Source organism: Actinoplanes sp. NPDC051537, from assembly GCF_055586105.1.
Genome location: NZ_JBVJIU010000015.1, coordinates 111,354 through 128,589 on the forward strand (window position 1 = coordinate 111,354; position 17,236 = coordinate 128,589).

The following is a 17,236-nucleotide window of genomic DNA, read 5'->3' on the forward strand; positions in this document are numbered from 1 at the left end:
TCACCAGTAACCAAAACGGGCCTCTGCTGCGTCTCGAACTACAAAGACCGAGAGGTGGATTTTCGATGACGCAGGTGGAGGCGCCCGCCTGGGCGCCCATGACGGACGACGAGCGCGCCCAGTTCGACCGGGACGGCATTCTCGTCATCCCCGGCGTGCTCAGTGAGAGCGAGATCGAGGTCGGGCGCAACGCGATCCAGGCCGCTTACGAGCGGGCCCAGGAGCCCGGTGGCCACGGGCTGAACGCGACCGGCGCTCTGCACCAGCTCTCCGCGGTGACGTCCGTCCCCGAGCTGGCCTACCTGATCGACCACCCGGTCGCCTTCAAGTACATCTGGTCGATGCTGGGGTGGAACACCCACATCTACCACTCCCACGTGGACGTGCACCCGCAGATCCACGAGCAGCAGAAGGAATGGTGGCACTGGCACCAGGACGGTGGCCGCCAGAACCGGGAGATCGAGACCGACCCGCGCCCGATGTTCTCGGTGAAGCTGGCGTTCTGGTTCTCCGACGTCAGCGAGACCGGCCGCGGCAACTTCACCGTGATCCCCGGCAGCCACAAGACCAACTGGCTGCCCGGCCCGCCGAGCCGTGGCGTTCCGTGGCCGCAGCCCGAGGGCGCGACCCAGATCACCGCGAAGCCGGGCGACCTGGTCGTCTTCGACCGGCGCATCTGGCACGCGCGCTCCGACAACTACTCGACGTTCACCCGCATGGGCGCGTTCTTCGGGTACACGTACCGCTGGATCGCCGGCCGCGACGAGACCGCGCACCTGCCCAACGAGCCGTGGTTCGACAAGCTCAACCCGGTGCAGAAGCAGCTGCTCGGCCACTGCCCCGAGGGCGACGGCACCGGCGACCACGCGTGGGGCCACTACCCGGCGACGACGCCGCTCTACGGCGCGCTGAAGGAGCGGGGCCTGCTCGACTCCAGCATTCCGGCTCTCATCCCATAAGGACCGGTTAGAGTCCGCATGTGGGGCAAACCGGGACATTAGACAAAGCGGCGACCGCGGCCGGGCGGCTCATCCTCGAAGCACTCGGGGAGGAGTACCCGGCCCGGTCGCTGTCTCGTCTCAGCGACTCGCCGCGGGCCGTCCGGCTGCTGCGCGAGCTGTTCACCGTGGCGGTTCGCCGCAGCTTCGTCGGGCGTGAGCCGCGGGATGTCACGCGCTACGTGCGCGACCTGCTGGACTACCGGTCGCTCCCGTCCGGCGGCGAGCTCGCCCGCGAGGCCGAGGCCCTGATCCGGGCGGCCATCGGCGAGCCGGAGCTCGCGCACGGGCTGGCCGATCTGCGCCGCTTCGAGCTGATCTGCCACGTCGTCGGCGACCTGGCCCGGCCGCCGGGCATCCCCGCCGCCGACCTGCTGGCGCTGGTCGACCAGGCCGAGCAGCGGGTGGCCCGCTTCGACCGGCCGCGCAACCGGGTCGTCGGCCGGAGGACGATGTGAAGAAGAACCGGCGCCGCTCGCGCCACGACCCGAACAACGAAGCACACCGCGACGACTCACGCCCCGACGCGTCGGCGGCGCCGCGCGAGGCGGAGCCGGCGGGCCGGTCGCGGCGGCGTTCGCCGGGCGGCGCGGATCACGACGAGCCGGCGGCGCCTCGCGAAGCGGAGCCGGCGGGCCGTTCGCGGCGGCGATCGCTGGGTGGCGCGGAGCGCGAGGAGCCGGCGGGTCGGTCGCGGCCGCGATCGGACGGCGGCGCGGAGCCGGTGGGTCGGCTACGGCTGCGGTCGCAGGCCGCCGCGGAGCATGAAGAGCCGGCGGCGCCTCGCGATGAGGAGCGGCCGCGGCGGCGGTCGCAGCGTGGCGCGGAACACCAGGAGCCGGCGACCGCGGCGCCGGAGGGTGAGGCGCAGCCGGGGATGGGTGCGCTCTCCGGTCAGCTGCCGCCGGGTGCGGTTCCCGCGGCCGGCGTCATCGTCACCGAGGCGGGCCGCTACCTGCGCCGAGCCGCGCGGGACGAGGCTCCGGCCCGGTTCGGGTCGCCGGCCGGGGAGATCGACGAGTCGGCACGCCGGGTCTGGGAGATCGCTTTCGGTCTGGTCGTGCGCCGACGGTTCGAGGCCGACACCGCCCTCGCCGAGATCAGCCGAACCGTGGCCGCGGCCGTCCACGAGCACGCCCTCGCGGCGCTGCCGTTGCTCGACGCCGAGATGCTGGTGCGCGCGGCCCTCGGCGAGATCGTGCCGACCGGTGACATCGACGGGGGCGTCCTTCTCGGCGTACATCTGCTGCTGTTTGCTTCTCTTGCCGACGAGCTCGCGCTGGGTGACGCCGAGCTCGACGCGATCATCGCCGAGGCCGAGGAAAAGGCCGCGACTCTCGTCGCGGCCTAGCGAGCCGGGGTCAGGCGGCGAGGGTCGCCAGATGATCCTTGACCTGGACGATGGACGGGTTGGTCAGCGCCGAGCCGTCGTCGAAACGCAGGGTCGGAACCGTGCGGTTACCGCCGTTCACGCTCTGCACGAACTCGGCGGCCGCCTCGTCCTGCTCGATGTCGACGACGTCGTAGGCGATGCCCGCCCGATCGAGCTGCGACTTGAGCCGGTGGCAATAGCCGCACCAGGACGTCGAATACATGGTCAACATCGGTCAGGATCCCTTCGGATGGGTCACATGGCACTCCGCCTTCCGGCACAACGTCAGACCCGAGTGCCATGATTCCCTGTTGTGCGGACTGATGCGGTGCTGGCCGGGCTCGACCCCGAGCAACGGACGGCGGTGACCGCGCCCGCCGGCCCGGTCTGCATCCTGGCCGGCGCCGGCACCGGCAAGACCCGCGCGATCACCCACCGCATCGCCTACCGCACGCTCACCGGCGAGGTCAGCGCCCGGCACATCCTCGCCGTCACGTTCACCGCGCGGGCCGCCGCCGAGATGCGCGCCCGGCTCGGCGCGCTCGGCGCCGGCGGCGTGCAGGCCCGCACGTTCCACGCGGCCGCCCTGCGCCAGGTCCGCTACTTCGCGCCGCGGCTGCTCGAGGGCCGGCAGATGCCCGAGCTGCTCGAGTCCAAGGCCCGCATGGTCGGCCTCGCCGCGGCCCGGGCCGGCGTGCGGGCCGACCGCACCGGCGCGCGCGACCTGGCCGGCGAGATCGAGTGGGCGAAGTCGTCGCTGGTCGAGCCGGGAGAGTACGCGGTGGCCGCGGCCAAGGCGCTGCGCGAGCCCCCGCACGAGCCGGCCAAGGTCGCCGAGGTGTTCGCCGCCTACGAGACGCTCAAGCGGCGCCAGGGCGTGATCGACTTCGAGGACATGCTGCGGGCCGCGGTCTGGGGCATCGAGGAGCACTCGGACGTCGCCGAGGAGATCCGCAATCAGTACCGGCACTTCGTCGTCGACGAGTACCAGGACGTGAACCCGCTCCAGCAGCGGCTGCTGGACGCCTGGCTCGGCGGCCGGGACGACCTCACGGTGGTCGGCGACGCGAGCCAGACCATCTACTCGTTCACGGGCGCGACCGCGTCGTACCTGATCGACTTCCCGCGGTTGCGCCGGGACGCGGTGGTGGTCCGGCTGGTCCGCGACTACCGCTCGACCCCGCAGGTGGTCGGTCTGGCCAACGCGGTGATCCGGCAGGCGCGGGGCAACGAGGCGCGGCTGCGGCTCGAGCTGATCGGCCAGCGGCCGCCCGGCGCCGAGCCCGAGCTGAAGATCTTCCCGGACGAGGCGGGCGAGGCCGCGGCGGTCGCCCGCCGCTGCCGCGAGCTGATCTCGTCGGGCACCACGGCGAGCGAGATCGCGATCCTCTTCCGCACCAACGCCCAATCCGAGACGTACGAGGAGGCGCTGGCCGAGGCCGAGGTGCCGTACGTGGTGCGCGGCGGCGAGCGGTTCTTCGAGCGGCCGGAGATCCGCCAGGCGATGATCGCGTTGCGCGCCGCGGTCCGCTCGACGCCGGGCGAGACGCCGTTGGTTCAGGCCGTGGTCGACGCGCTGGCCGCGACCGGCTGGTCCCGGGAGCAGCCACCGACCGGGGGCGCGGCCCGCGAGCAGTGGGAGGCGCTGGCCGCGCTGGTGACCCTGGCCGAGGAGTACGCGAAGGCGCCGACCCTGGTGCCGATCGGTGACGCCGGGGCGGTGCAGCGGGACGTCACGCTGTCGGCCTTCAACGACGAGCTGGCCCGCCGCGCCGAGCAGCAGCACGCGCCGACGGTCGAAGGTGTGACGCTCGCCTCACTGCACTCGGCCAAGGGCCTCGAATGGGACGCGGTCTTCCTGGTCGGTCTCTCCGACGGGACGCTTCCCACGACGTACGCGAAGACGCCGGCCCAGTTGGAGGAGGAGCGCCGCCTGCTCTACGTCGGGGTGACGCGCGCACGCCAATACCTGTGGCTCTCCTACGGCCAGGCCCGTTCCGCGGGCGGCCGGACCCGCCGTCCCTGCCGGTTCCTGCCCCAGCTCGAGCGCACGTCGCCCACCGAGCGGGCCGGCGACCGGAGTCGGAAACCCGACCGGCGGCGCTCGCAGGTGGCCTCCTGCCGGATCTGCGGCGCCACCCTGCTGGCCGGCGCCGACCGCAAACTGGGCCGCTGCCCGACCTGCCCGTCCGACCTCGACGAGGACCTGTTCGAGCGCTTCCAGACGTGGCGCGCGCAGACCGCGGCCGGGCTGAAAGTCCCTGCGTACGTGGTGTTCACCGACGCGACGCTGGTGGCCATGGCCGAGCGCCGGCCGAGCACGCCGGCCGACCTGCTGGCGATCGCCGGGATCGGGCCGCGGAAGCTGGGTCAGTACGGCCCGGCGGTCTTCGCTCTGGTGGGTGGCGCGACCCCCGATGAGGCGGCGTCCCGGGGCGCGTCAGAAAACTTTGAAAACTAGTCCGTTAATTCGTTTGCCCTCGCCGTAGGGGCAGGCATAGCCTCAGAACACGCGTTGGCGAGCGGTACTGCCCGCCAGCGGAAACACCACTAGTGCAAGGCATATGGAGGAGGTGGCAACGATGGAGATTTACACGATGAGGCAGCGACCGTCGATGCCGCTGAACCGTGCCTGCGCTCTGTTCGCGCCTGCTGCTCCGGCTCAGGCTGCCCGGCCGGTAGTCCTCCTGGCTGCCGATGGGGCTCCGGTTTCGCGGGTGCACCAGGTCCAGATCCAGGCCGAGCTGGCTCAGGCCCTGCCGCTTACCAACGGGATCAACGGCACCACTGGCTCTACCGGCACCACCAGCACCACTGGGTTCGTGGGCATCAATGTCTCCAAGAAGCGTTACGCGGATGGTGGCACGGGTGTCCCGCCTCGAGGAAGGCCGGTCTGTTAAACCAGACCTCCGGCTCACCTCGAGGCCGCGGAACCCGTACAGGGTCCGCGGCCTAATTTTTTGCCCGGCTTACCGGCCGGATGTGTTACCAGCACTGCGATCCAGAAGATCGTCGAAGAAGAGAGAGGTGACCGGGCTTTATGAGTCTGGCGCTGGCCCCGATCGACTTGAGTGTCGACATCGAGGCAAACCTGCCCTGTCGGAAGTTCGACCCGGACCTGTGGTTCTCGGACTCCCCGGCTCAGCTGGAACTGGCGAAGTCGCTCTGCGGGGACTGCCCGCTGCGCGTCGAGTGCCTGGCCGGCGCGGTCGAGCGGAACGAGCCCTGGGGTGTCTGGGGCGGCGAGATCTTCGAGCGTGGAGCCGTTGTTCCGCGCAAGCGTCCGCGTGGCCGTCCGCGTAAGTCCGATGTGGCGCGCGACGCCGAGCTGGCCGTCGAGGTCGAGGAGCGGCTCGCCGCTAACGGCCTCGAGTCCCGCAACCAGGTTCGCCTGGCGGCCTGACCCCTTTCCCCCCGAACCAACGAGACGAAAGCAGAGACCCAAGATGAGCACGAATGGAGCTACGAAGATGAGACTTTTCCACGAAGCGTTGTCCAGGGCCCGAATGCGTCGGCCTCAGCGTGACTACACACCTGAGGCGCACCGCCCCGCTCGCCTGGTAGCCATGCAGGCCCATCACCGGGCCTCGCGCGAACTCGGCGGTGGGCGCTACTGAGACCCACTGACAACTCTTACTGAGAACGGAAAGCCCGGTCCGCCAACGCGGACCGGGCTTCTCTGTTGTTCTACGCGCCCTGGAAGAACGCCTCGGCGGCGGCCGACAGCGAGGCCGGGTCGTCGATGTGACAGAGCTCACGGGCCGAGTGCATGGAGAGCAACGGGACGCCGACGTCGAGGGTCGGAATGCCGAGCCGGGTCGCGGTGAGCGGGCCGATCGTCGAGCCGCAGGGCACCGCGTTGCTCGAGACGAACTCCTGATAGGACACGTTCGCCGCGGCGCAGACGCGGGCCCAGAGCGCGGTGCCGACCGCGTCGGTGGTGTAGCGCTGGTTGGCGTTGATCTTCAGAAGCGGACCGCGGCCGGCCACCGGGCGGTGCGTGGGGTCGTGCTTGTCGGGGCGATTCGGGTGCACCGAGTGACCCGCGTCGGCGGACAGGCACCAGGAGCGGGTGATCGCCCGGGCCAGGTCGCCGCGGTCGCCGCCGAGCCCGGCCGTGACCCGCTCGAGCACGTCGGCCAGGAACGGCCCGGACGCGCCCGACCGGCTCTCCGAGCCCAGCTCCTCGTGGTCGAAGGCGGCCAGCACCGCGATCGCGTCGCCCGGCTCGGCCCGCAGCAGCGCGGTCAGGCCGGCGTACACCGAGGACAGGTTGTCGAGGCGGCCGGCGGCGAACAGCTCGTTCTCGGCGCCGAAACGGCGCGGCGCCTGGGTGTCGACCGTCACCACGTCGAGGCCCGCGATGTCGGCGGCCGCCACCCCGGCGAGCCGGGCCAGGTGGGCGAGCACGTCCGGGCCGTCGACGCCGAACACCGGCTGCACGTCGCGCTGGCGGTCGGGGGCGAACGAGGTGTTGACGTCCCGGTCGAGGTGGATCGCGAGATGGGGGATTCGCGCGAACGGCCCCGTGCGTACGAGATGAAGGTCGCCGTTCTTCGTCACCACCCGGCCGGCGAACTCGAGCTCGCGGTCGAACCAGGACGCGATGATCGGTCCGCCGTAGACCTCCACGGCCGCCTGGAGCCAGCCGTTCGAGGCGAGCGCCGGCCGGGGCTTGAGCTTGAACGTGGGCGAATCGGTGTGGGCGCCGAGAATCCGGTACGGGATGGCCGCGTCCACCGAGGCCGGCAGCGCCAGCGCGAGCACGGCGCCGTCCCGGACGATCACCAGCCGCGCGCCGGGCACGATCGCCTCGCGCCAGTCGGCGGCCTCGTCCAGCGTCGTCCAGCCGGCCTCGATCAGGCGCCGGGCCGTCTCGGCGGCGGCATGGTACGAGCTGGGCGAGGCCGTGATGAAGCTGCCAAGATCGTCGATGTGTGCGGTGGCGTCCATGCCCCTTATCGAATCATGAGACGGCCGGCGCGAATCCCGGCAGCCACTTCTCGACGATCGCTCGATAGGGCGCCTCGGCCTCGAGCTGGCACAGCACCCCGATCGAGCCCAGCGTCACCCGGTGGATCAGCAGGTAGGACGGCGGAAGGTTGAGCTTGCGGCTCAGCTGGTAGGCCGGGGAGCGCGGGCTGCCCAGCCGGGCCGCCTCGCCGCGCAGCCAGGACCGGGTGAACCGGAACTCGTCGGCGGCGAGCGGCTCGATCATCGGGCGCAGGAAGGTGAGCACCGCCTCGGCGTCGAGATCGTCGTCGGGCTTGATGAAGCCCTCCTCGCGCAGGCCGTCGGCGACCCCGTCGGCATCGCCGTCGAGGGCCAGGCGCACCAGCCGGCCGATCGGCTCGGGGTGGCCGCCGGGCAGCCGGGCCACGGCGCCGAAGTCGATCACGCCGAGCCGGCCGTCGGGCAGGATGCGGAAGTTGCCCGGGTGCGGGTCGGCGTGCAGCAGGCCGGCCCGGGCCGGTGCCGAGAAGTGCAGGGTGGCCATGAGCCGACCGGCCTCGTCGCGCTCCTCGGGCGTGCCGTCGCTGATCACCTTGGCCAGCGGGGTGCCCTCGACCCACTCGGTGACCAGGACGCGGGGCGCCGCGGCGATCACCCGGGGCACGTGGATCTCGTCGTCGCCGGCGAACGCCTCGGCGAAGGCCGTCTGGGTCTCGGCCTCCATCGCGTAGTCGAGCTCCTCGGTGATGCGCGCCCGGAGCTCGGCCAGCAGCGGCTTGATGTCCATGCCCGGCTGGATGATCTTGAACATGCCGGCCAGCAGGGACAGCTGCTTGAGGTCGGCGAGCAGGGCATCGCCGGCGCCCGGATATTGCACCTTGACCGCGACGTCGACGGTCTTGGGCTTCGCGTTCTTGCGCTTGGCCGGCACCTTCCACGACGCCCGGTGCACCTGGCCGATGCTGGCGGCGGCGGCCGGGCTGTCGTCGAACTCGGCGAACTTGTCGCGCCAGTCCTCGCCCAGCTGCTCGGCGAGCACCTTGTGCAGGCTGGCCACCGGCATCGGGGGCGCGGCCTCCTGGAGCTTGGTCAGCGCCTGGCGGTAGGGGCCGGCCATCTCCTCGGGCAGGGCGGCCTCGAAGACGGACAGGGCCTGGCCGAACTTCATGGCCCCGCCCTTGAGCTGGCCGAGGACGCTGAACAGTTGCTCGGCGGTGCGTTGCTGGATGTCGGCCGAGATGACGTCGGTGGCGATCCCGACGGCCCGCTTGCCGAGTCCCAGCGCGGTACGCCCGGCAAAGCCCAGGGGCAACGCGGCCAGCTTCGCGGTGCGGGACGCGGCCCGGCGCGGTATATCGCTCACCAGATCATTGTTACCGACAGATCGCCGGGTAACCGCCCGGCCGCGTCGCCTTCGCACGGGCATGTCCGGGAAAGTCCGATCCGTAGGCTCTCCGAAGATGCCAATTTCGCGGTCATCGGTGGCGGCAGTCGGGATGCGGGAGCCAGGTGCGGCGGCGGAGGCGGCCGGGAGTGGTGATCTCGGTGGTCGCGCCGATGGTCTGGGGCGTGCCGCCGTCGAGGAAGGTGAGCGCCTCGGCGGTGGCGAACGCGGCGGCGGCCAGCAGCGTGGCGACGGCGCAGGGCTCGGCGTCGGACCGGCTGGGCGGGCCCGGCCAGGACGCGTCGCGGTCGCGGCGGTGCAGGTCCAGGCAGTGGAGACAAGGCGTGCCGGCGGCCGGGACGAACGGGCCGACCACGGCGGCGCCCTCGCGGATGGTGACGGCCAGGTGGGCCTGGCGCCGGGTGGCCAGGCGAGCGGCGAGCAGGCTTGCGGGCTCGTCGTGGCCGAGCTGGATGAGCAGGGACGGTGCCGTGCGGCGTACGCCGGCAATTGTCCCCGGCGCCGCGCGGGAGATGGCCTCCGCGATCGCCGCCGTCCTCGGCCGCCCCACGTCGGAACCGCGCAGCGGGCCGCCGGGCAGCTCGTCGTGCCCGACCGACCCGGTCAGCTCGGGCCGCACCTGGCCGACGCCCGCCTCGGCCAGCGCCACCGCGATCGCGGCGCCGAGCCGGCCGTGCCCGGCGAGCAGCACCCGGGAGAGCGCCCGGCGGCGAAGGACCTGGGCCGGGATCGTCACCCCCTGAAGTGCGAGCGCGGCCGCCTCGCCGATGAGCCGATGCCGGCCCGCCGCCATGATCGGCGGCACGAGGGAGGACGTCGGCATCGCGAGACCGGCGGCGGTGAGGGTGGCGAGCAGGGCCTGGCAGTCCTCATGGCGGACGCCGAGCTCGGCCGCGCGCATCAGCACGAGGCGCTCGGAACGGGTGCCGTCGAGCAGGTCGAGCACCTGGGCGACGCCCGGGTCGGGAAGGTGTAACAGCAGCGCACGGGCCGGATCGGCGCCGAGCTGGAGCTCGCCGGGCCCACGCCAGACGCGGGGCAGACCGGGGATGAGGGTGGGGCGGTTCACCGTGACAGGTTGTCACTGATGGGACGCGGAGTGAGTTCGTTGTCCACAGGACCGCCGGGCCCGTGAAACGTGTTATCCACAGCTAAACGCGAGTTATCCACAGGCGCTCGACGTTATCCACACTCACTCAACGTGTCGACTCCGACACGGTTACGGGGTAGGGCGACGCGCTCGGCGCCGCCCTACCCGCAAGCGTGAATCAGGCCTTGGCCTTGCCGAGGATCCGGTTCACGGTCGTGCCACAGACCGGGCACTTGCCCTTGGCCATGTTCATGCCCGTCTTCGACACCTCCACGGTGCCCTGGAAGTCGCGCTTCTCCTTGCACTTCACGCAGTAGCCGTTGTACGTGTTGTCGGCCACGGTTCCTCCTCGTCATATCGTCGGCCGGGTCGGCCCGATGCCTCTCGTGGCGGCGCTGGACCGCTCCGCGGCCACGTGGATGTGGCCTCCGTCAGGGGCGGTCACTACCCAGGTCCGGCCATTTCCATGTCAGTGCAGCGCCGGCGGTATCGCCGCCGTCGTGAGTGTGCCGGGAGAAATCGCCCATTTCGCGAAGTTGCCCCCAAACACGCCGGGAATTTCCGGCAAAGAGGGCGAAACGGACTTTGAACGCCTTGGCGGGACGTTCGAAGCGTGCGCTACGTTGGCTTCTTCGTCGCACATGTTGCGGGCCGGAAAATTTTTTCGGTTATACCGGGACGAAGCGCACATATCTGGCACGTGTCATCGGGCGTACCCTTGCGGTGACATGGGTCTCACGGATTAGCGTCTCAACGTGAACCCGAATCTGGGCCGCGCGAGCCGGTAATGGCCCGGACGCGCAAGCCTGTCGTCGAAGTGCGGCGTAGCCAGCGCCGGCGCCGGACGGTGTCCGCGTATCGCGACGGTGAGCGCGTGGTCGTGCTCATTCCGGACCGTTTCTCCCGCGCCGAGGAAACCGAGTGGGTCGAGCGCATGCTCGCCCGTCTGGCCGCCCGCGAGGAACGCATCCAGCGCACCGACGACGAGCTGCTGTCCCGGGCTCGCCGGCTCACGGCGCGCTATCTGCCCGATCACGTCGGGCTGGTGACGCCGGCCAGCGTCCGCTGGGTGACCAACCAGAACGGCCGGTGGGGGTCGTGCACGCCGGACGACGGGACGATCCGCATCTCGCACCGGATCCAGGAGATGCCGGACTGGGTCATCGACTACGTGTTGCTGCACGAGCTGGCGCATCTGGTCGTGCCGAGCCACAGCGCCGAGTTCTGGGACCTGGTGGCGCGGTACCCGAAGTCGGAGCGGGCCCGGGGCTATCTGGAGGGCATCTCGGCCGCGACGGGCATGGTCCTGGCCGACGACTGACGCCCCGGTAGGGTCGGTCCCGTGAACAGGCTGGTCGCGGTGCTGCTGGTGCCCGTTGTGTGGAGTCCGCCGGGTGTTGCGCTGGGGGCGTGGCGGGCGGCTCTGGCCGAGGACGTCGTCGACCTGCTCGCCCGGCTCGCGCAGGCCGAGCCGGCCATCGCCGCCACCGCCGCCGACCGGGGGCTGGCCGAGGAGATCGCCTGGCCGGGTATGCGGATCTACGAGGTGCCCACCGCGACCTATCTGCCGGTGCTGGCCGCGGCTGCCGCGGACGGCTTCGACCAGGCCGCGGTGATCGCCGCCGACGTGCCCGACATGCCCGGCATGATCCTCGGGAAGCTGCTGCGCCCGCTGGAGAACAAGTCCGTGGCGGTGGCCGGCGGCGGGCCGGGTAACGGGCTGATGGGCCTGGCCACGAGCCTGCCGGCGCCGGACTGGCTGGCCGACCACGAGCTCGACACGGCCTCGGCCCAGGTGCTGCGCAGAACGGCGCCGCAACCCGGGGACGTGAGCTCCACGCCCGAGTGGCGGCGCTTGCGTGGGCCGGCCGAGCTTGCCTCGCTCGACCCGGCCCTGGAGGGCTGGGAGAACACCCGAGCCCTCCTGGGCGGCTGATCCCTACTTGTCCTCGGGCTTCTCCCCGGGCTTCTCCTCGGGAGAGTCCGGCGGGCCGGCGCCCTCCTCGGGGGCCTTGCCGAGGTTGTCGAGCTCGCTGATGTCCCAATCCAGGCTGGTCTCGGCGAAGGCCTGCGGGTTGGCGAAGTCCTCGTCGGTCGGCAGCAGGTCGGGGTGGCCCCAGAGGGCGTCGCGGCCCTGGATGCCGCGGTGCTCGGTGACGGCGGCCCACAGGGCGCCGGCCTCGCGCAGGCGACGGGGACGCAGCTCGAGGCCGACCAGCGCGGCGAAGGTCTGTTCGGCGGGGCCGCCCGCGGCACGGCGGCGGCGGAACGCCTCGGCCAGGGACGCCACGCTCGGCAGGCGGTCGCCGGCGGCGGTGTCGACCACGTGACCGACCCAGCCCTCGATCAGGGCCAGCGCGGTCTCGAGGCGGGCCAGGCTGGCCTTCTGCTGCGGCGTGTCTTCCGGCGTGAAGATGCCCTCGAGGGCCATGGCCTGCATCGACTCGGGGTCGGCCGGGTCGACGCGACTCATCGCCTCCTCGATCGCCTCGCGGTTGACGGTGATGCCGTTCGCATACGTCTCCACGGCGGTCAGCACGTGCGCGCGCAGCCAGGGGACGTGACCGAAGAGCCGCTGATGGGCCGCTTCGCGGAGGGCGACGTACAGCCGGACCTGGTCCTCGGGAAGCTCGAGGCCCTCGCCGTACGCCTTGATGTTGGCCGGCACCAACGCGGCCGTGCCGCCCGGTCCCAGCGGAAGGCCGATGTCGCCGGCCGAGAGCACCTCGGCCGCGAGCTGGCCGAGCGCCTGGCCGAGCTGGCCGCCGAAGAGCGCGCCGCCGAGCGTGGCGACCATCGACTGCATCGGGCCGAGCTGCGCCTTGGCCTCGTCGGGCACCAGGTCGCCCATCGCGCCGACCATGCGGCCGGCGATCGGGTCGCAGAGCTTCTTCCAGACGTCGAGTGTGTTGTAGATCCACTCGTTGCGGTTCCAGGCGGCGGCCACGCGGATGCCGCTGGGCAGCGCCGAGACCGGGTCGAGCCAGAGGTCGGCGAGCCGCAGCGACTCCTCGACCTGGTGGCGCTCGAACATGTTCACCGAGGGATCGCCGGACGCGGACAACTGGCTCGCCGCGACCTGCCGGGCCAGGTCCCAGTTCACCGGGCCGCTGTCGGTGCCGCCCGCGAACATCCGCTGCAGGTCGGACATGAACTGCTGCATCTGCTGCGGGTCGGAGGGATCGGGCGGCTGGGCGCCCGGCAACGAGAAACCGAACGGGATATCAGGCACGTGTCAACCGTACGCGCGAAACGCCCGCTCCGGACCGCCGGTGGTGTCAGCTCAGAGAGAACGGGCGGCAGCTCAGAGAGCACTCAGGGTGGGGCGATAGTCTCACGCGCATGAGACGTCGCGGTGTCACTGTCATCCTCGGCGCCCTGCTCACCGCCCTGCTGGCAGTCGGTGTCATGGCGGCGCCGCTGCCCTACGTCGTGCTGAAGCCGGGACCGACCGTCAATACGCTCGGCTCGAGCGACGGCACCGAGGTGATCCAGGTGACGGATGCGAAGACCACGACCTCGGCCGGCCAGCTGCGGCTCACCACGGTAAATGTGCAGTCACAGGTGGAGCTGGTGTGGGCGATCAGCAGCTGGTTCAGCAAGAAGGACGCGGTGGTGCCGCGGGCGCTGATCTACCCGCCGGGCCAGACCGAGAAGCAGGTCGAGCAGCAGAACGCGCAGGAGTGGACCGAGTCGCAGGACAGCGCGGTGACGGTCGCCCTCACGAAGCTCGGTTACCCCGTGCAGACGTACGTGAAGAGCGTGACCGCCGGGGGAGCGGCCACCGGCGTCCTGCAGGCCGACGACGTGATCACCGCCGTGGACGGCACCAAGATCACTGACCCCAACAAGCTCACCGACGTGGTCCGGGCCAAGCCGGCCGGCACCACGTTCACGGTGTCCTACACCCGGGCCAGCAAGCCGGGCAGCGCGCCGATCACGACCAAGGCCAGCGGCGACGACAAGACGCCGCGGCTGGGCATCGAGATCGCCACGAAGCAACCGCACCCGTTCACCGTCAAGATCGACCTCGACAAGATCGGCGGACCCAGCGCCGGCCTCATGTTCACGCTCGGAATCATGGACAAGCTCAAGCCGGAGGACCTCACCGGCGGCAAGATCATCGCGGGCACCGGCACGATCGACGACGGCGGCAACGTCGGACCGATCGGCGGCATCCCGCAGAAGCTCGTCGGCGCGAAGGCCGCCGGCGCCCAAATCTTCCTCGTGCCCAAGGACAACTGCGCCGAGGCGCTGAAGAACGCGGTCTCCGGGCTGCCGATGGCCGAGGTGGCCACGGTGGACGACGCCCTCACCGCGCTCAAGACCTTCACGTCCGGCGGTACCCCGAAGCCGTGCTCGGCATCGTGACAGATGTCGTACTGTGAGACACCGGCCGCCCAAATGATGTGTGGAGCCCACGTTGGTCATGCGTAACAGCCCTCTACCGAGGATGAGCCGGCGCGGTCGCGTCACGGTCGGCGTCCTGGTCGGGGTCTTCCTTCTTTTCACGCTGCTCGGCTGGGGCATCGACGCGTACACGGACTACCTCTGGTTCAACGAGGTCCACTTCGTCAACGTCTTCTCCGGCGTGCTGCTGACCCGGCTCGTGCTGTTCCTGGTCATCGGCGCCGCGGTGGCTCTGATCATCGGCGGCAACCTCTACCTGGCGTACCGGCTGCGCCCCCTGCTGCGGCCGCACTCGGCCGAGCAGGCCACGCTGGAGCGATACCGTACGGTCATCGCCCCCCGCCTGGGCACCTGGATCGCCGTCCTCTGCGTGATCATCGGCTTCTTCGCCGGCCTCTCGGCGCAGGGCCAGTGGAAGCAGTGGATGCTCTTCCGGAACTCCCAGCCGTTCCACGTCGACGACCCGCAGTTCAAGGTGGACATCGGGTTCTACATCTTCGACTACCCGTGGTGGCGCTACCTGCTCGGCGTCGGCTTCACCGCCGTGGTGCTGTCCGTGCTCGGCGCGCTCGCCGTCCACTACATCTTCGGCGGGGTGCGGCTGCAGGGCGTCGGCGATCGGATGACGACCGCGGCCCGGGCCCACCTCACCACGCTCGTCGCGATCTTCGTGCTGCTCAAGGCGGTCGCGTACGTGCTGGACCGCCGTTCACTGCTGCTCGAGCAGCACGTTTCCCCGGGGCTGTACGGCGCGGGCTACACCGACGTCAACGCGCTGCTCCCGGCGAAGGAGATCCTCGCGTACATCTCCATCGTGGTGGCGATCGCGATCATCGTGTTCTCCAACGCGGGCATGCGCAACCTGGTCTGGCCGGGCGTCTCGCTCGCGCTGCTGGCCATCTCGGCGGTCGCGATCGGCGGCATCTACCCGCTCGCGGTGCAGAACTTCTCGGTCAAGCCGAGCCTCGCCGACAAGGAAGCGCCCTACATCCAACGGTCGATCAACGCGACCAGGACGGCGTTCGGGCTGGATACCACGCAAGTCGATCGCTATCAGGCCAACAACGTGGTCCCGCCGTCAGGACTGGCCGCCGACACCAGCGCGCAGAACGCCCGGCTCGTCGACCCGCAGCTGGTGTCGCAGGCGTTCACGCAGTCGCAGCAGTCCCGCGGCTTCTACGACTTCGGCAAGAAGCTCGACGTCGACCGCTACACGATCGATAACAAGACCGCGGACTACGTGGTGGGCGCCCGTGAGATAAACGATGACAAGCTGACCCCGCAGCAGCGCAACTGGCTCAACCGGCACACCGTCTACACCCACGGCTTCGGCCTGGTGGCAGCGCCGGCCAACCAGGTGGTCTGCGGCGGCCTGCCGTTCTTCGTCTCCGGCTTCCTCGGCGACGACCGGCCGCCCGGCTGCTCGGCGCAGACCGAGGAGATCAAGGTCACCCAGCCGCGCATCTACTACGGCGAGCAGTCCACCGAGTACGCGATCGTCGGCCAGACCGACAAGGGCAAGAACGTGGAGTTCGACCGGCCGCAGGAGGAGAACAAGAACGCGGAGGAGCTCTACACGTACGACGGCCGCGGTGGCGTGCCGATCAGCTCGTTCTTCCGGCGCATGGTCTTCGCGATCAAGCTGACCGAGAGCAACTTCCTGCTGTCCGACGCGGTCAACTCGAACTCGAAGCTCATGTACATCCGCGACCCGCGCTCCCGGGTGGAGAAGGTCGCGCCGTTCCTGACCATCGACGGCGACCCGTACCCGGCCGCGGTCGACGGCCGCATCGTGTGGATCCTCGACGGGTACACGACGGCGAACACCTACCCGTACGCGCAGAAGATCAATTTGGCCAACGAGACGCGCGACGAGCTGACCGGGCAGGGGCAGTTCGCGCTGGCCCGGGACGACGTCAACTACATGCGCAACTCGGTGAAGGCGACCGTCGACGCGTACGACGGAACGGTCAAGCTCTACCAGTTCGACGACCAGGACCCGGTCCTCAAGGCGTGGAACAAGGCGTTCGGCGGTGACCTGATCGTCCCGAAGGCCGACATCCCGCCGTCGCTGGCCGCGCACTTCCGCTACCCGCAGGACCTGTTCAAGGTGCAGCGCAACCTGCTCACCAAGTTCCACGTGACCGAGCCGCGGGCGTTCTTCTCCGGCCAGGACTTCTGGCAGGTGCCGAACGCGCCGGACGCGCCGTCCAGCAACACGAAGCAGCCACCGTTCTACCTGAACGTGAAACTGCCCGAGCAGAGCGGGACGTTGTTCCAGCTCACCGCCGGCGTGACACCGTTCAACCGGGAAAACTTGGCGGCCTTGGTCTCCGGCTACTACGAGAACAACCAGCCCAAGTTGCAAGTGCTCGAGTTACCGGATCAAACGGTCATTCCCGGCCCGGTCCAGGTCCATCAAAAGATGACCAACAACGCCGCGGTCAGACAGCAGCTCAGCCTGCTGTCGACCAACAACAACCAGGCGCAGGTCCTCTACGGCAACCTGATATCACTGCCGGTGGAGAACGGCATCCTGTACGTCGAGCCGGTCTACGTGAAGACCGGTAACCAGGACACGGCAGCGCCACTGCTTCAAAAGGTCCTGATGTCGTACGGCGATGGCGGCACCTACGTCGTGCTGGCCGACAACCTGAAACAGGGGCTCGACGCGCTGGTCGCCCAGGCCAAACAGAGCGGCACGAACACCGGCAACCCGGGCTCGACCAGCAACCCGGGCTCGACCGGCACCAACCCGCCGCCGGCGACGCTGAACAGCGAGCTGGCACAGGCGGCGGCCGAGGTCGACACGGCGATCGAGAACGTCCGGACCGCCCAGAAGTCGGGCGACTTCGCCAAGTACGGCGAGGCGCTGCAGGCCCTGGACACGGCGATGGCCAAGTTCCAGGCGGCCCAGACCGCCTCCGCCGGCGCCAACCCGACGGCGGGCGCGACGCCCAGCACGGGGGCTTCGGTAACACCGTCGCCGAGCGCTGGGGGATGACGTG

General features: G+C 70.4%; 16 protein-coding genes. 10 read left to right on the forward strand and 6 right to left on the reverse strand.

The annotated features are described in order from the left end of the window. Window positions 1-65 precede the first annotated feature (65 nt). From ACZ6TB_RS33085 to ACZ6TB_RS33095, 3 genes are all read left to right on the forward strand, one after another. Window positions 66-959, forward strand: coding sequence for a phytanoyl-CoA dioxygenase family protein (locus tag ACZ6TB_RS33085; RefSeq protein ID WP_465561098.1), 894 nt, complete (start codon window positions 66-68; stop codon window positions 957-959). 20 nt (window positions 960-979) lie between these two features. Continuing rightward, window positions 980-1,456, forward strand: a complete 477-nt coding sequence (locus ACZ6TB_RS33090) for a hypothetical protein (RefSeq protein WP_465561100.1) — start codon at window positions 980-982, stop codon at window positions 1,454-1,456. Between the two features lie 419 nt (window positions 1,457-1,875). Beyond that, complete coding sequence (locus ACZ6TB_RS33095; protein ID WP_465561103.1) at window positions 1,876-2,349, forward strand: hypothetical protein; 474 nt, start codon at window positions 1,876-1,878, stop codon at window positions 2,347-2,349. Between the two features lie 10 nt (window positions 2,350-2,359). On the opposite strand, the gene ACZ6TB_RS33100 is transcribed toward ACZ6TB_RS33095, so the two are convergent. Further along, complete coding sequence (locus tag ACZ6TB_RS33100) at window positions 2,360-2,602, reverse strand: mycoredoxin (protein ID WP_465561105.1); 243 nt, start codon at window positions 2,600-2,602, stop codon at window positions 2,360-2,362. 81 nt (window positions 2,603-2,683) lie between these two features. Between ACZ6TB_RS33100 and ACZ6TB_RS33105 the strand changes: the two genes are divergently transcribed. The 3 genes from ACZ6TB_RS33105 (at window position 2,684) to ACZ6TB_RS33115 (ending at window position 5,773) form a co-directional block, all read left to right on the forward strand. Continuing rightward, the gene (locus tag ACZ6TB_RS33105) at window positions 2,684-4,831 is read left to right on the forward strand and encodes an ATP-dependent DNA helicase UvrD2 (protein ID WP_465561108.1); all 2,148 of its coding nucleotides are present in this window, start codon (window positions 2,684-2,686) and stop codon (window positions 4,829-4,831) included. A 121-nt stretch (window positions 4,832-4,952) separates the two neighbouring features. Continuing rightward, complete coding sequence (locus ACZ6TB_RS33110) at window positions 4,953-5,270, forward strand: hypothetical protein (protein ID WP_465561111.1); 318 nt, start codon at window positions 4,953-4,955, stop codon at window positions 5,268-5,270. Window positions 5,271-5,410: 140 nt separating this feature from the next. Next, window positions 5,411-5,773, forward strand: coding sequence for a WhiB family transcriptional regulator (locus tag ACZ6TB_RS33115; RefSeq protein ID WP_465561113.1), 363 nt, complete (start codon window positions 5,411-5,413; stop codon window positions 5,771-5,773). Between the two features lie 284 nt (window positions 5,774-6,057). On the opposite strand, the gene ACZ6TB_RS33120 is transcribed toward ACZ6TB_RS33115, so the two are convergent. The 4 genes from ACZ6TB_RS33120 to ACZ6TB_RS33135 form a co-directional block, all read right to left on the reverse strand. Beyond that, window positions 6,058-7,323, reverse strand: a complete 1,266-nt coding sequence (locus ACZ6TB_RS33120; protein ID WP_465561115.1) for a M18 family aminopeptidase — start codon at window positions 7,321-7,323, stop codon at window positions 6,058-6,060. A gap of 13 nt (window positions 7,324-7,336) precedes the next feature. Then, window positions 7,337-8,686 carry an ABC1 kinase family protein gene (locus ACZ6TB_RS33125; protein ID WP_465561117.1) on the reverse strand — a complete coding sequence of 450 codons (1,350 nt, stop codon included), beginning with the start codon at window positions 8,684-8,686 and terminating at the stop codon, window positions 7,337-7,339. 112 nt (window positions 8,687-8,798) lie between these two features. Continuing rightward, window positions 8,799-9,797, reverse strand: a complete 999-nt coding sequence (locus ACZ6TB_RS33130; protein ID WP_465561120.1) for a hypothetical protein — start codon at window positions 9,795-9,797, stop codon at window positions 8,799-8,801. Between the two features lie 199 nt (window positions 9,798-9,996). Continuing rightward, window positions 9,997-10,158, reverse strand: a complete 162-nt coding sequence (locus ACZ6TB_RS33135; RefSeq protein WP_015625326.1) for a DUF5679 domain-containing protein — start codon at window positions 10,156-10,158, stop codon at window positions 9,997-9,999. 447 nt (window positions 10,159-10,605) lie between these two features. Between ACZ6TB_RS33135 and ACZ6TB_RS33140 the strand changes: the two genes are divergently transcribed. Further along, window positions 10,606-11,139 (forward strand): M48 metallopeptidase family protein, encoded by a 534-nt coding sequence (locus ACZ6TB_RS33140; RefSeq protein WP_465561123.1) that lies wholly within the window; start codon window positions 10,606-10,608, stop codon window positions 11,137-11,139. Window positions 11,140-11,169: 30 nt separating this feature from the next. Continuing rightward, window positions 11,170-11,754 (forward strand): hypothetical protein, encoded by a 585-nt coding sequence (locus ACZ6TB_RS33145; RefSeq protein WP_465561499.1) that lies wholly within the window; start codon window positions 11,170-11,172, stop codon window positions 11,752-11,754. A gap of 3 nt (window positions 11,755-11,757) precedes the next feature. On the opposite strand, the gene ACZ6TB_RS33150 is transcribed toward ACZ6TB_RS33145, so the two are convergent. Beyond that, on the reverse strand, window positions 11,758-13,050 hold the full coding sequence (locus ACZ6TB_RS33150; protein WP_465561125.1) for a zinc-dependent metalloprotease: 1,293 nt from the start codon (window positions 13,048-13,050) through the stop codon (window positions 11,758-11,760). A 110-nt stretch (window positions 13,051-13,160) separates the two neighbouring features. Here ACZ6TB_RS33150 and ACZ6TB_RS33155 point away from each other — a divergent pair, with 110 nt between their 5' ends. Further along, window positions 13,161-14,189, forward strand: coding sequence for a YlbL family protein (locus ACZ6TB_RS33155; RefSeq protein ID WP_465561128.1), 1,029 nt, complete (start codon window positions 13,161-13,163; stop codon window positions 14,187-14,189). Between the two features lie 82 nt (window positions 14,190-14,271). Further along, window positions 14,272-17,232, forward strand: a complete 2,961-nt coding sequence (locus ACZ6TB_RS33160) for a UPF0182 family membrane protein (RefSeq protein WP_465561131.1) — start codon at window positions 14,272-14,274, stop codon at window positions 17,230-17,232. The last annotated feature ends 4 nt before the right edge of the window (window positions 17,233-17,236 follow it).

Coding starts and splice junctions, on each gene's coding strand:
- ACZ6TB_RS33085 (WP_465561098.1), top strand. CDS start 66: ATGACGCAGGTGGAGGCGCCCGCCTGGGCGCCCATGACGGACGACGAG.
- ACZ6TB_RS33095 (WP_465561103.1), top strand. CDS start 1,876: ATGGGTGCGCTCTCCGGTCAGCTGCCGCCGGGTGCGGTTCCCGCGGCC.
- ACZ6TB_RS33100 (WP_465561105.1), bottom strand. CDS start 2,602: ATGTTGACCATGTATTCGACGTCCTGGTGCGGCTATTGCCACCGGCTC.
- ACZ6TB_RS33110 (WP_465561111.1), top strand. CDS start 4,953: ATGGAGATTTACACGATGAGGCAGCGACCGTCGATGCCGCTGAACCGT.
- ACZ6TB_RS33115 (WP_465561113.1), top strand. CDS start 5,411: ATGAGTCTGGCGCTGGCCCCGATCGACTTGAGTGTCGACATCGAGGCA.
- ACZ6TB_RS33120 (WP_465561115.1), bottom strand. CDS start 7,323: ATGGACGCCACCGCACACATCGACGATCTTGGCAGCTTCATCACGGCC.
- ACZ6TB_RS33140 (WP_465561123.1), top strand. CDS start 10,606: ATGGCCCGGACGCGCAAGCCTGTCGTCGAAGTGCGGCGTAGCCAGCGC.
- ACZ6TB_RS33155 (WP_465561128.1), top strand. CDS start 13,161: ATGAGACGTCGCGGTGTCACTGTCATCCTCGGCGCCCTGCTCACCGCC.
- ACZ6TB_RS33160 (WP_465561131.1), top strand. CDS start 14,272: ATGAGCCGGCGCGGTCGCGTCACGGTCGGCGTCCTGGTCGGGGTCTTC.